This window comes from uncultured Proteiniphilum sp., from assembly GCF_937873925.1.
GTDB lineage: Bacteria > Bacteroidota > Bacteroidia > Bacteroidales > Dysgonomonadaceae > Proteiniphilum.
This window is the reverse complement of the sequence record NZ_CALNAT010000142.1, coordinates 1-14508: the sequence shown is the minus strand read 5'-3', so window position 1 is coordinate 14508 and position 14508 is coordinate 1. Positions and strand designations below refer to the sequence as shown.

Sequence of the window (14508 nt, the reverse complement as noted above, 5' to 3'; positions counted from 1 at the left end):
CCATATGCACTCCATAGTTTATCCAACAATACCAAAGCGTTCATCTTCAGGAAATCTTCCTGTCATCCGAGAGATATCCAATACAAATTGGTGGCCTTTCTGCCAGATAATAAGGGATTGAAATGATGATACCTCTCTACTTGTCATTCTCAAGTTCCTGATTCTGAGTTCTTAATTCTGAGTTCCACCTTCTCAAACAATCACTTCGTATTTTTTTTATAATACTTGATCATTTTAGGGATCACCTTCTCTATTTCGCCGGTGATTACATAATCGGCGATGGGATTAATAGGTGCGTTGGGATCGTTGTTGATAGAGATGATGATAGAACTGTCCTGCATACCGGCGATATGTTGTATCTGTCCCGATATGCCACAGGCTATGTAAACCTTGGGACGAACAGTGATCCCTGTTTGTCCTACCTGCCGTTCATGCTCTGCAAACCCTGCATCCACTGCCGCACGCGAAGCACCTACCTCGGCTCCCAGCACATCGGCGAGTTGGTAGAGCAGTTGGAAGTTCTCCTTCGATCCCACACCGTATCCTCCGGAAACAATAATGGGCGAGTTCTTAATATTTACCTTTGATTTTTCAATATGACGGTCGATAATGGAAACCACAAAATCCGCCTCCTTCACGTAATCAGCCACGTTGTGTTCCACGGTCTCCCCTTTATAATAAGGATCGAGAATTTCTTTTTTCATTACCCCTTCACGCACCGTAGCCATCTGGGGGCGGTGGTCGGGATTAATGATCCACGCCACAATATTGCCGCCAAAGGCAGGACGTATCTGGTAGAGCAGATCCTTATAAGTCTTTCCGGCCTTCTTGTCTTCATGATCGCCTATTTCGAGCGAGGTACAATCGGCTGTGAGCCCACTGCCCAGAAGGGATGAAACACGGGGACCCAGGTCCCGGCCGATAATGGTGGCTCCCATAAGGCAGATCTGCGGCTTCTCTTTTCTGAAAAGTTCCGCCAGAATAGAAGTATGCGGGAGTGTGGTGTACGGCGACAGACGGTCATCTTTAAAGAGGTGCAACACATCCACACCATAAGGGAATACCTGTTCTTCGATCCTGTCGAGCGCGCCGCCGGCGGCAACGGCTTCGAGTTTACAACCCAGCCGTCCGGCAAGTGAGCGTCCTTTGGTCAGTAGTTCCAGGCTCACATCGGCCACTATCCCCTCCTCGATTTCCAAATATACAAATAAGTTGTTCATTTTTAATTTTTCAATAAAGTTAGACTATTTCTCGCAACGGCATAACCAAGTAAACTTGTCTTCTGTTCGTATTGCTTAACGAAATAGTTCGTTGTGTTATCCAATCGTATGACTATCTATCAGTTCCTTCATCAGTTCATCGATATCGACGTCGTCATCGGTGAGCTGCCTGCTCTCTTTGGCCTGAAATACTACATTTTCTATTTTCTTCACTTTAGTGGGAGAACCGGAAAGACCGCACTGAACAGGGTCGGCTTCTACATCCGCCACACTCCACTCAATGAGGTTCAGATAGGGTCGGCTGCTATAGATATCTATGTAATCGATATTTTCCGCCTGACGCTCGGTAACGGTTTTGGCATGTTTATACTTCAACAGCAGTTTCGCGTTGCGGGGACGGCATGTGCGGGCAGAACCGTTCACTGTAATCACTACAGGCAGCGGACATTCCACCACCTCTACCCCGTTTTCCAGACGACGCTTGACGGTTACCTTACCGTTCTCGACCTTTTCGATGTTCTCTGCATACGTGATTTGCGGAACCCCCAGCTTTTCGGCCACCTGGGGACCTACCTGTGCCGTGTCGCCATCAATAGCCTGACGTCCCGAGATAATAATATCGAATTTCCCGATCTTGCGGATGGCCATCGACAAAGCGTATGAAGTAGCCAATGTATCGGCGCCGGCAAAAGCCCGGTCGGTCAACAGTACCCCATCATCGGTTCCCCGAAACAATCCTTCGCGTAAAATCTCTGCAGCACGTCCCGGCCCCATAGTCAACACCGTAATCGTTGAACCCGGAAACCGGTCTTTGATATCCAGCGCCTGTTCCATTGCGTTCAGATCTTCAGGATTGAAGATCGCGGGTAACGCCGCCCTGTTCACAGTTCCGTCGGCTTTCATCGCATCCTTCCCCACATTCCGTGTATCGGGAACCTGCTTAGCCAACACAATAATGTTAAATGTCATATTCATTAGATTAGTTTGTTTCTTATTGGATGTTTTAAGGACTATTTCGTTAAGCCAAATAAGCAAAGGCTACCTTGCTTGGGTTCTGCCATGACGAGAAAAAGTCTGATGAAATCGGACTGCAAATATACACAAATTTTACTATGCGCCCGCCGCTTCATTATCAATTTTCTAAAAAAATGAAAAGAGTCATTAAACCAAACCGGTAGAAATAAATCATTATAAGAACGGTCTATATTTCTTCCCGGCAGCGGATTTAACAGAAGGACAATAACAGAAAACATTTGTTTTGCCGGAAATATGAATGAAATATAATAACTTTGCGATAAACTAATAATCGTATGAAAAAAATAACTTCCTTCCTGACGACTCTTCTTATGGCTCTGCTGATGGGCAGCTGTGCGGGGATTAAATACCTGACAGTAGAAACGCGTGAGCCTGCGCAAGTGAATCTGCCTTCGAATGTTCTTTCTATAGCGATTGTTAATAATGTGGTGCAGCAACCGGATGAAATAGGCCATGACAGCATACCCATAGGCCATACACACGCGGAAAGGGCAAAAGTTTCGTCCGACAGTGCCGCCATTTTCTATACCGAAGCGCTGGCGCAGTTCCTGAATGAGGAGGACTATTTTCAGCAGGTAATTTATTACAACGAACCTCTGAGGGATGACAATGATTTCTTCCGGGAAAAACCTGTCGATCCCGAAACGATGAACAAGATCAGAAGGGAAACAGGGGTCCAGGCCATTATCTCTCTCGACAAACTGATCATTGAGACTAAAAAGAGAGATCATTTCCGGCAACAGGGATATACCTATGCCGACATGACAGGGAAAATACATTCCATTCTCCGCGTATATCTGCCTACGATGGCGGGAAAGATCCCGGCTGTACAATATAGCGACAGCATCCGTTGGGAAGGATTCGACATCCACGACGGAAGGGCTTATGCAGATATGATGATCCCCTCCCATAAAGAAGCGATAAAACTGCTGGCAGTCAGGGCTGCGGAAAAGATGACCTACGTATTTGCCCCACACTGGGAAATACAGGACCGATGGTATTATACGCTTCCTAATTCAGTGATGCGGGAAGGGGAAACATATGCCAAAGGATCGCAATGGAAGAATGCAATTGAGAAATGGGAAGCGTTTTACAACACTCACTCTAAAAAAACCGACAAAGCCAAAGCGGCCAGTAACATTGCACTTGCCTATGAGATGATGGATGATATGAGCCGGGCATTGGAATGGGCTACCATCTCGAACAACCTGTTCAATGAATCCACAGCACCCAACTCTCCGGAGAGAAGAAGATCATTGCTTTACAAGAATGAAATCGGGAGACGGATCAACCATACCAACAAGTTGGATATGGGTGACTTTTGATAAATATTTATCAGGCAGAGCCCGAAAGAAGTGGGTTAGGCCGCTTTTTTCAGGTTTATTTCATTTAAACCATAAAAAAACCGCAAACTTATTCCCGTTTTCAAAAAAAAGAGTACCTTTGTTCCCGGATCTTCAACAGTAATTTTACTTATATTCTACTGTTTATTAAAATTAGACTTTTCGGACTTGATTCGACTATTTCATTTGTCTCTGTGTTCGCTTAACGAAGGAGTTCTTGCCACGGTATAATGGAATCAAACTTGCTTTCTTGCTTATTTGGCTTAACGAAATAGTTCTGCGTTCGGCAAAGTAGCTGACGAGAAACCGCGAACCCAAAGAACAAACTTATTTGGGTTTTAGTGAGATGCGAACGTTCACTGTTTTAAATTCATTTTCAAATTCAATTATATCAGCCCGTTTTATTCATCATGAATGAAATCAATGCATTCGTCACTGAAACCGGACATATAATTATTCAACAACAATATTTATTCAAAAACCATAACGAATTTTATACATTTACATGGCTTATAACATTATTGAGCTTAATGAAAAGCTTACGACGGAATTACGGGTTCTTGCCAAAGAGATGGGGATAAGACGCCCTGATGCATACAAGAAAGAGGAACTCATTTATAAGATTCTTGATGAACAGGCAATTGCCGAGACAAAAAAACTGAGTACGGATGGCGGAACCCTACAAGGTTACACACCGAGAAGAGGTTCCGACAACAAAACAAATAACCAGAAAAACAGGGCCGCTGCCAAGAAAGAGGAATCCAAAGAAAAGAATGCAGATAAAGAAGAAGACCGGAAACCGGCCCAAAGCAAACCGCAGCCGGCCCAGGTTACTGAAAAGCCCAAATTAGTGAAGAAGGAACTCGCGGCCGTAGAGGAGAAAACCCCGGCTACGAAAAATGAGAGTGTCCCGGCCCCGGCTCCTTTACCTGAAACAAAACCGGCAGCCGCCAAAACAGTTCCCGAAAAGAGTGGCGGAGGCATTGAGAAAAAAGCTGACATCCCAGAGAAAAAAGCTGAAGGAGAAATTACTCCGAAGGCTCCCGAAAAGCCGATCCAGCTGGTTTTCCGCTCATCGAAACACCGGAATGAAGAGAAAAGTACTGCTCCCGCGCCCGTCACATTACCTCCTGTAGTGGCCGAAGAAGCGCCCGAAGAAAAAACGGTCGTTTCCGCGAAAGAAATACCCGTCACCGGGAGCAGACTCTCTATGATGGATCTTATATCACCTTCTCCGTTGCAACCCAAACAGCCGCTTACGCAACAGAACAAACCACAGCCTCAGGCTCAGGCTCAAGTGCAGTCCCTGCAACCACAACAAAAGGAAAAAGATCCCGGTTACGATTTCGACGGGATCCTGAATGCCGCCGGTGTGCTGGAGATCATGCCTGATGGTTACGGTTTCCTCCGCTCCTCCGATTACAACTATATGTCGTCACCCGACGATATCTATGTATCCCAGTCGCAGATCCGTCTCTTCGGACTGAAAACGGGAGATGTGGTGGAAGGCCCTATCCGTCCGCCCAAAGAGGGAGAAAAATTCTTTCCGCTGGTAAAAGTAGACAATATCAACGGACGTAATCCCGATGATGTGCGCGACCGGGTGCCTTTCGATCATCTGAAACCGCTCTTTCCCAACCAGAAATTCAACCTCACCAAAGGACACAATGATAATCTCTCCTGTCGTGTGGTTGATCTCTTCTCTCCTATCGGGAGAGGACAACGCGGCCTGATCGTGGCACAACCCAAAACAGGGAAAACGATGTTGCTGAAGGATATTGCCAACGCTATTGCCGACAATCATCCGGAAGTATATATGATCATACTGCTGATTGACGAACGACCGGAAGAGGTGACCGACATGGAACGAAGCGTGAACGCGGAAGTGATTGCTTCTACCTTCGATGAACCCGCAGACCGCCACGTGAAGATCGCCGAGATCGTGCTGAACAAAGCCCGCCGGCTGGTGGAGTGCGGACACGATGTGGTCATACTGCTCGACTCCATTACACGTCTGGCTCGTGCCTACAATACCGTGCAGCCTGCCTCGGGAAAAGTGCTCTCGGGTGGTGTGGACGCCAATGCACTGCACAAGCCGAAACGTTTCTTCGGGGCCGCCCGTAATATCGAAAACGGCGGATCGCTCACCATTATCGCCACAGCGCTTACGGAAACCGGCTCCAAGATGGACGATGTGATCTTCGAAGAATTCAAGGGCACCGGCAACATGGAGCTGCAGCTCGACCGCAAGCTCTCCAACAAACGGATCTTCCCGTCTGTGGATATCATCGCATCGAGCACCCGTCGTGACGATCTGCTCCTGTCGGAAGAAACGCTCAACCGTATGTGGGTACTCCGCAATTTCCTGTCGGATATGAACTCGGTGGAAGCGATGGAATTCCTGCTGAACCGTCTGAGACGTACTTCAAGCAATGAAGAGTTCCTTATTTCTATGAATGATTGATTGCTGAGGAAACCTATTCAAAAGTTTCCCTGTAAAGGGGAAACACATATAAAAAATACAACGCAGCGAACTTCACGGTTCCGCTGCGTTTTTTTACTTTTATCCCGAGCCCTGTCCGCCGGTTCTTTTTTACATCCAGATATCATTGGGATAGATCACCTTTTCAAGAAAGAGGGCATGCCCGGGTGCGGAGTCGCCCGCCACACCCCTGTTTTTAGCTTCAATAATACCTCGCAATCCCCTCTCATCGAGCCGCCCCCTACCCGCTTCGAGCAGGGTTCCCACAATAGCGCGCACCATATTTCTGAGAAAACGGTCGGCCCGAATGGTAAACTCGTACAGATCGCCTTTTTTCTCCCACCGGGCATACTCAATCCGGCAGTTGTTGGTCTTTACGTCGGTATGCAGCTTACTGAAACTGGTGAAGTCATTATATTCCTTCAACACATCGCACAAGGCATTCATCACTTCCAGGTCAGGCTGAAAAAACAACCTGTAGGTGTGTTCATGGAGAAACGGGTCTTTCACCGTCGTCACATAGTATTTATAAGTACGCGATATGGCGCTGAAACGGGCATGCACATCCGGACGCACCTGGCGTATAGCGGAAAGGGAAATATCTTTTGGAAGAAAATTATTGAGTTTATATACCAGATCACCGCAAGAGAAGGCATCCCCCTCCCAGTCGAAATGAGCCACCATCTCGCGTGCATGTACGCCCGCGTCGGTCCTGCCGGCCCCTATCACCGCCACCTCTTGTCTCAGAATGACAGCAAGCGCTTCCTGAAGCGCTTGCTGCACACTCATTCCGTTAGGCTGGATCTGCCAGCCCACATAATTTTTACCGTTATAGGCGAGCGTGATGAAAAAACGAGGCATCTTTGATGAATAACGGTTAACCGTTCAACTCCTTCAATCTGATCTTGGTGAGTGCCTGTTTGGTATTGAGGGGGAAATCACCATCCATCATCCAGGCATAGTAGCCCGGTTCATTTCTGAGCACCTCTGCCACCGGTTTTCCCTTGTGTTTCCCGAAGTTGAAAACTTCCACTCCTTTCTCGTCGTAGATGAATCGTCCGGCAAAGTCCACATTGCTATTGAAACTCGAATACTCTTTCGACAGCGCCTCTATATCGTTTGCCAAATCGGGGTAGCGGTCGAGTTGCGATTTTAGCACCTCATAGGTTGCGATGGTATCGGATTCGGCGGAGTGCGCGTTATCCAGTTTTTTATCGCAGTAAAAAGCATAAGCCGCCTCCAACGTGCGTTGTTCTTTTTTATGGAAGATGATCTGCACATCCACAAATTTACGTTTGCTCATATCGAAATCCACACCGGCGCGAAGAAACTCTTCCGCCAGCATCGGCACATCGAACCTGCTCGAATTGAAGCCGGCCAGATCACACCCTTCCAACTGGTCGGCAAGTGACTTGGCCACCTGTTTGAAAGGAGGGCAGTTTTTCACGTCTTCATCGGTGATACCGTGAATGGCTGTCGCCTGGGGCGGAATGGGCATCTCAGGATTAACACGGCGTGATTTGATCTCCTCCTTTCCGTTGGGATGAATTTTCAGGAATGATATCTCTACAATGCGGTCGTGCGTGATGTTGATCCCGGTCGTCTCCAGGTCGAAGAAAACCAGCGGATTTTTGAGATTTAACTTCATCAGATTGTTATTAATCATTCAACATCATCGGCATCAGGAGTGTCAGCATATCTTCGTTCTCTTCCTTCTCCACAGGGAGGATCAATCCGGCACGAGACGGATCGGAAAGTTCGATACGCACATCGGAAGAGGGTATATTATCAAGAATATCAATCAGGAAAGAGGCTTTAAAGCCGATGTTCATCACATTCCCTTCATAGGTGCAGGGGATGGTCTCTTCCGCGGTGGTCAGGAAATCGATATCCTGGGCGGTCACCACTATTTTGTCTTCCGATAGTTGGAATTTCACCAGGTTGCTTGCCGGATTGGAAAACACAGCCACGCGTTTGAGGGCGTTCAGCAGTGTCAGGCGGTCTAAGGTAAATGTGTTCGGGTTGTTCTGCGGGATCACCGAATTATAATTGGGATAACGCCCCTCCACAAAGCGGCACACCATCTTATAGGACGCCATGGCGACGTACGCGTTGTTCTCATCGAACCTGATCTCTACCGTCCCGGATTCTCTCGGAAGGAGTGATTTGAGCAGGTTAGCCGGTTTTTTGGGCAGGATAAACGAAGAGCGTCCTTCGCCTTTAGCCTCGGTAGTGGTCACACGTACCAGCTTATGCCCGTCGGAAGCCACAAAAGTAAGATCATCGGTAGTGATATCGAAGTAAATACCGTTCATCACCGGGCGCAACTCATCATCGGCAGTGGCAAAGACTGTCCGGTTGATACCGGAAAAGAGTGTATCGGCCTCTACCGCTAATGTCATGAATGAATCCTTGAGCGGCTTCGGTTCCGGATACTCATCTCCTTTCAAACCGACAAAATTGTATTTACCGTTGTGGTAATAGAGGAATATCTCCAGCGTTTCGTCGTTGATATCGAACGTAAGCGGTTGATCAGGCAATTCACGAAGCGGATCGAGCAGGTTCCGGGCATTGATGGCCAGGCTTCCTTCACCTTCCGCACTATTCACCTCCACCGTTGTCTCAAGCCGGGTTTCGTTGTCGGCCGCGGTAAGCGACAGTGTATTACCCTTCAGATCGAGCAAAAAGCAATCGAGGATGGGCAACGTGTTCTTGGAATTGATAACTCTGCTAATGGCCTGCAGATGACTCAGCAATGTGGCACTCGATACTACAAACTTCATATGATTAAAATATTTATTTTTTCAGCAAATATATAAAATTATCTTGGAGCATCCCTTGTTTTCCCGATAAATTTATCGACATCGTCCCACTTCCCGCTTTCCATATCCTTTCAAATCACCTTTCCACCTAACCACTGCTATCTGTTTCTCGGATGATGCTCAATGATCTCCTGCCGCAGGAAATGACGGTCGATATGCGTATAGATTTCCGTGGTAGTAATCTTCTCGTGTCCCAGCATCTCCTGGATCACCCGTATGTTGGCTCCCCTTTCGAGTAGGTGGGTAGCAAACGAATGACGGAAAACGTGCGGGCTGATCTTCTTTTGTAATCCCACTTCTTCGGCATACCGTTTGATATAATAAAAAACGGTGACACGGGAAATCGCTTTGCCGCGCGAGCTGACAAAGAGAATGTCTTCGTTTCCTTTTTTAATAGCGATCTGATTCCGGTAGTAAAGCCAATCCCTGATTTTTTGTATGGCTATATCGGAAATGGGAACCAGCCGCTGTTTACTCCCCTTCCCCTCCACACGGATAAACCCTTCCCCGAAGAAGAGGTTGGAAAAACGGAGGTTGGTCAGTTCGGATATACGAAGGCCGCAACTGTACAGCATTTCAATGATGGCATAATTGCGCGTGCCTTCGGCCGTTGAGACATCAATGACAGCCAGCAACGAATCGATCTCCTCCACCGACAAAACAACCGGAAGTTGCAGCCCGGTCTTGGGAGCCTCCAGCAATTCGCTGGGATCGTCATCACGCTGCCTGTCCAGCAGGAGGAAACGGAAAAATGATTTCAGGCCTGAAATGATACGGGCGATGGAACGCGGCGAGATATCCTTATCGTGCAACCCGGCGAGGAACTCTTCCAGTTCAGTGATCTGCACTGAACTTACGGTGAGTTGCCGGATCTGCATGAAATCAAGTAACTTCTGCAGATCGGTCATATAGGCATCGATGGTATTGGATGACAATCCTTTCTCCAACAGAAGATAGCGCTTATATTTTTCAATATCCGGAGTCGGTTTCATTTCAATCTTCCCCTATCTCTTTTCGGAGGATTCCCGCCTCTTCCAGATGATCTCCGATCTTACCCAGTATCAAAGATTCCTCTCCGGCCGATAAAGGATCTCCTTTTTCCAGCTTTTCCATAAGGGTTACCAGCAACTTACTGCTCATTAACCGGAACAACGGCAACATCTTATGGGCAATTCGCCGGGCCGTTTGTTCGTCTTTTTCCTGAAAAGCCTCTTCCAGTTGAGTCCTGCTCTCTCCCGTTTCATCGATAAACGATTGCAATATAGCTCCAGAGGTTTGTTTGTCGTCACTTACAAACTCTATTAACGCCCTGGCTCCCTTTTCGTCAAAAGACTGTTTTTCATCCGTCATGAAAGTATCTTCCGCAGGATTTTCATTCCCCACATATCTATGGATCATATGATATAACCTGTCGGAAGTAAACGGCTTGGTGAGAAAATCGGTGAATCCGGAGGCTTTCATTTTTTCCTTAGATACATCCGATCGGGCCGATAACCCTATGATAGGCATATTTTTTATCTGTCCGCTCTCCCAATGCCGGATCTTTTCAACCAGCATTAGTCCATCGGTACCGGGCATCTGAATATCCATGAACAGAATATCGAATGATAACGATTGAAGAAGCGGCAACACTTTATCGGGGTTTTCCTCCGCCACGCTCTTTATTTTCTTTCTCGCAAACATCTCCGAAGTCATTGTCAGTTGAACAGGATCATCGTCCACAAGCAGTACGGAGACACCTTCAATATCTTGCTGTCCCATTTCAGGCTTGTCTATGCTTTGTTTCTGTTCTTCCTGTATATCTTTCAGCGGAATCTCTACAATAAATTCCGAGCCCTCCCCTTTCCGGGAATTGAGACGGATATTCCCTTTCAAGGCTTCCACGAACCCTTTGGTGATAGCCAGTCCCAGACCGCTTCCTTCCACGGGCACATGCCCTCCGGCAGGATTATACAATTGCTTGAATTCCTGAAAGATAATCTGTTGATCAGACTCATCGATTCCCGCTCCCGTATCGGATACGGAAAATACCAGCCGTTTCGGGAGATCGCCGTTCTCCATCCGGGCCTTGATCAGAATATTACCCTCAGGAGTATATTTTATCGCGTTGGAGATAATATTGTTCATGATCTGGCGTAGCATATACGGATCGCCATAGGCAGACAATTGTTCCGGCAAATAATTTTCAACCTTGTATTCAAGTCCTTTCCGTGTGGCCAGCGGTTCAAAACCCGAAACAGCTTCATTTACCAGGCTGTGCACGTTGAAATCCGATTCCTTCAACTGCCAGCTTCCCTCCTCCAGTTTATGATAATCCAATAATGCTGAGGCAAGCTCCAGGATATGTTCCCCTGAGTTCTTCATATTGCTCAGATAGGACTCGTTTTTCTGATCCCCGTGGGTGTTCATCAGTTCAATGAATCCGAGGATTGAACTCATGGGCGCTTTGATATCATGCGATATGGTAAGCATTAGTTTCTCCCTTGAGGCAAGCAAGTCGGAAATACGCTTGTTCGATGCTTCCAGTTGTTTTCTGTAGCGCTGGCTTCTGTTGATATCTACCAGAAACAGTACGGCAAAAACAAACGCGATGAGTAACGCCATACAAAAGGCAATAAACATGGTATGCTGTGAAGCTGCAAGCGTCCGTTCTTTCTCTTTAAGGAGCCGCACCGACTTCTCTAATTCCTCATACTCAATCCCTTTCAATAATTCGTCGATACGTGAAGTAAGCATCCGGTTGGTCTGGCTCATCACCTCCTGGCGTCGGAGGAAAGCGAGTTGAAATTGCTTCTGCCGTTCAAGGTCGAGCCTTTCCGAATAGCGTACCTTGTTGATAATTGTGTCTACGATCAGTCTGAGGTCGTTGTCTGAGACAATCGACTTGTTTTCTATCACAACCGTGGAGTCGGAACGGGCTACAAACACATCGCGAACACGATCCAAAAAACCTCTTTTTGTACCGATAACTACACTCGTATCACTCTGATTATCGGCGGGATTATTCAGATTTTTACTTTCCAGGTAGTCGGCTATCTCCCTGTTCAATTCCCTGGGTATATAGCTGCTTTCGGTCCGTACCACGATCCTCGGTGCACGGCGGATGGAGTCGAGCAATATAGCAACTTCCTGCAGGTTTTCCCTTTTCCGGTCGACCAACAGTTGTATGGTATCCAGTTTTCCTATCCGCAAAGAATCGGCAGCCATCTGTTTCAATTCATCCAGGTTAACCTTTATCTTCGGGGCAATGGAATCATACTTACGGAAATATTGTTCCGCATTTTCCGCACTGAACAGATTCTGCTCGATTTCAATCTCGTAAAGCATGGAAAGCGTGTTTCCCACCATCAGTAATTCCGACATATCTTCACTTCTGATCCTTTTATCGGAATAGTTTACCAGATTATTATACAGGGTAATGAGACCGAAGGCCATCACCGCCATCACAAGTACATATCCGATGATCACAGTGGATTTAACCTTTGAAGAGTCTCTGTTTCCGTTTTTTGATGATAAATCCATATTATCTGTCAGTTATGGATAGGAACGTTATACAATTTTATCTTGTTATAAAGTGTTTTTCTGTCGATATTCAGGATGGACGCTGCCATCGTTTTGTTACCTTTGGCCAGTTCCAGTGCCTCCATGATCTTTTCTTTCTCGTAATTTTCCTTGCGAAGCCCTTGTATAGGGCTCGAAGAAAGCAGGCGGCTCCCATTCTTTGATTCATACCCAAACAACACCGGCGCAATGGAGGCCGATATGGCCGCTTCCTCGGTAAGCAAGGCAGCTTTTATAATGCAGTTTTTCAGTTCCTGAATATTTCCCGGCCAGGCATAACCGACCAGTTGATCCTGTATGGCGGGATCAAAGTCCTGTATCTGTTTATGGAGCGTGGAATTGGCAAACTGGAGAAAATGGGCGGCAAGAAAAATAATTACCTCCTTTTTTCCTTTCAGGGTGGGCAACGTAATACACTCCGGTTCAATCAGATAATAGAGTTTGGGAATGAGATACTCTTGCAATTCCCTTTTACTCATATCCGTACTCATGATCACTTGTATAAAATCATCGTCCCTTTTTTGCCGGGTGAGGATGCTTAACAATTCATCCTGCAGATTGATGTTAAGATGGGTCAATTGGCGGATATATAAAAGGCCTCCCTTTGCTTCATGGAACTTCTGCATGAGTGGCGACCTGTCCTCAGCTTCATTGGATGACGCGCGACGGAGGGTCACAGCATCTGCGGATTTTTCAATATCGAAAATCACCAGCGGTTTTGACAGATGGATACCTTTTTCGTAGATATATCTTACAACCGACAATTTCCCCGTACCCCTGTCTCCAATGATCAACCGATGGGTATTATTTTCCGCGGTATGATCGAGCTGCTTGTAAAGTTGTTCGTATTCCTTTCCGGGAAACTTAATAAAATCATCATTAAAACGGCTGTTTTTCAGCATATTTTCTTGAAGGATGAATGCCTCATCGATTTTTTTGAAGAGTTGTTCCGGTTCGATCGGTTTGGAAATATAATCTACCGCTCCTGATTTCATCGATTCAACTGCCGACTCGATATCCGCATAACCGGTCATCATGATCACCAGTATATCCGAATCATATTTTTTCACCCAGGACAGAAAGCTGAATCCGTCGGCATCAGGCATCCTTATGTCAGTCAGGATTAAATCGAACGGATGCTCCCTCACCTTCTCCTTCGCCCCATCGACATGGGTAGCCGTTTCCACGCTGAACCCCTTTTTTACCAGCCACGATTTCAGCATCAGACAAACAGTCAGATTGTCATCAATAACGAGTATGTTTCTTCTTGTATTATCCATAAAAGAATTACATGCATATACTGTAAGGTCTATGATCTGTTTTTCTCTTTCTCCAGTTCCCGCGGTATTACTACAGCCGCATATAACAAAAAAATCGCACCTGCCATCATAGCCAGCACCCATTCGGTACGCCCTCTGAACATCAGATAGGTCGCCACAATCATCAATATGCAGGAAAACAATTGGAAATTGAACAGCCTCTTGCCGCGGATACTCTTACCCGGATACGGATGGGTAAAAGTAATGACGGAGAAGACCCCCACGGCAAATGCCATTATCCAGGGCGCTACGGCAGGTATAAACAGATATAATACCGCTGATAGCAAAATCAAAATGCCGGAAACCCGAAATAAAACATTTTTTACGTGATGCATTTTATACGTATTAATTAAGAAAAACAAAACAAAATCCGATCATGATCCTACAAATATATTACTTTTTTTTAATTTTTACATCCCAATATCTTTTTCACTTCTCTTCTTGAATGATAAAAACCTCTTCATTCTCTTTTTTCATGAGATAATTTTCCCGCGCAAACTTTTCGAGATCCTCTTTATTGGATTGAAGCTCATTCAGTTTTTCTCTGTCTGTTTCCGTCTGATGGCGATAATATTCAATCTGGGATTCAAGGTCTTTAATCTGAGATTCATATCTGATCCTCTTGGTAACACTGCTGTCGCTGAAAAAAAAGAGCATCGCGATCAACACAAGCAGAATAATGATCTGGTAAGCGGTGAGCCCCAGAATTCTTCCTGACCCTGATTT

13 protein-coding genes are annotated in these 14508 nt (G+C 46.3%); 2 read left to right on the top strand and 11 right to left on the bottom strand.

Annotated elements, in window-relative coordinates; genetic code table 11:
- Positions 1-18: 18 nt before the first annotated feature.
- The 3 genes from Q0502_RS09270 to Q0502_RS09260 all read right to left on the bottom strand — a co-directional run bounded on the left by Q0502_RS09270 (position 19) and on the right by Q0502_RS09260 (position 2189).
- Positions 19-147 (bottom strand): four helix bundle protein, encoded by a 129-nt coding sequence (locus Q0502_RS09270; protein ID WP_298649890.1) that lies wholly within the window; start codon positions 145-147, stop codon positions 19-21.
- Between the two features lie 53 nt (positions 148-200).
- Positions 201-1220 (bottom strand): electron transfer flavoprotein subunit alpha/FixB family protein, encoded by a 1020-nt coding sequence (locus Q0502_RS09265; protein ID WP_298649888.1) that lies wholly within the window; start codon positions 1218-1220, stop codon positions 201-203.
- Between the two features lie 96 nt (positions 1221-1316).
- On the bottom strand, positions 1317-2189 hold the full coding sequence (locus Q0502_RS09260; protein ID WP_298649887.1) for an electron transfer flavoprotein subunit beta/FixA family protein: 873 nt from the start codon (positions 2187-2189) through the stop codon (positions 1317-1319).
- Between the two features lie 341 nt (positions 2190-2530).
- On the opposite strand from Q0502_RS09260, the gene Q0502_RS09255 reads away from it, so the two are divergent.
- Together Q0502_RS09255 and rho are read left to right on the top strand one after the other, a co-directional pair.
- Positions 2531-3580: a DUF6340 family protein gene (locus Q0502_RS09255; RefSeq protein WP_298649885.1), complete on the top strand. Its 1050-nt coding sequence runs from the start codon at positions 2531-2533 to the stop codon at positions 3578-3580.
- Positions 3581-4103: 523 nt separating this feature from the next.
- Positions 4104-6062, top strand: a complete 1959-nt coding sequence (rho, locus tag Q0502_RS09250) for a transcription termination factor Rho (RefSeq protein ID WP_298649883.1) — start codon at positions 4104-4106, stop codon at positions 6060-6062.
- A gap of 129 nt (positions 6063-6191) precedes the next feature.
- On the opposite strand, the gene truA is transcribed toward rho, so the two are convergent.
- The 8 genes from truA to Q0502_RS09210 all read right to left on the bottom strand — a co-directional run.
- Positions 6192-6941 carry a tRNA pseudouridine(38-40) synthase TruA gene (truA, locus tag Q0502_RS09245; RefSeq protein ID WP_298649881.1) on the bottom strand — a complete coding sequence of 250 codons (750 nt, stop codon included), beginning with the start codon at positions 6939-6941 and terminating at the stop codon, positions 6192-6194.
- Between the two features lie 16 nt (positions 6942-6957).
- Positions 6958-7728, bottom strand: coding sequence for a 3'-5' exonuclease (locus tag Q0502_RS09240; RefSeq protein ID WP_298649880.1), 771 nt, complete (start codon positions 7726-7728; stop codon positions 6958-6960).
- Between the two features lie 10 nt (positions 7729-7738).
- Positions 7739-8863, bottom strand: a complete 1125-nt coding sequence (gene dnaN, locus Q0502_RS09235; protein WP_298649878.1) for a DNA polymerase III subunit beta — start codon at positions 8861-8863, stop codon at positions 7739-7741.
- Between the two features lie 137 nt (positions 8864-9000).
- Positions 9001-9894: a site-specific tyrosine recombinase XerD gene (gene xerD / locus Q0502_RS09230; protein WP_298649876.1), complete on the bottom strand. Its 894-nt coding sequence runs from the start codon at positions 9892-9894 to the stop codon at positions 9001-9003.
- 1 nt (position 9895) lies between these two features.
- Positions 9896-12424 carry an ATP-binding protein gene (locus Q0502_RS09225; RefSeq protein ID WP_298649874.1) on the bottom strand — a complete coding sequence of 843 codons (2529 nt, stop codon included), beginning with the start codon at positions 12422-12424 and terminating at the stop codon, positions 9896-9898.
- An 8-nt stretch (positions 12425-12432) separates the two neighbouring features.
- Positions 12433-13743 (bottom strand): response regulator, encoded by a 1311-nt coding sequence (locus tag Q0502_RS09220; protein WP_298649872.1) that lies wholly within the window; start codon positions 13741-13743, stop codon positions 12433-12435.
- Between the two features lie 29 nt (positions 13744-13772).
- The gene (locus Q0502_RS09215; protein ID WP_298649871.1) at positions 13773-14117 is read right to left on the bottom strand and encodes a hypothetical protein; all 345 of its coding nucleotides are present in this window, start codon (positions 14115-14117) and stop codon (positions 13773-13775) included.
- 94 nt (positions 14118-14211) lie between these two features.
- On the bottom strand, positions 14212-14508 hold a 297-nt coding region (locus tag Q0502_RS09210; protein WP_366521783.1), incomplete at its 5' end, for a septum formation initiator family protein.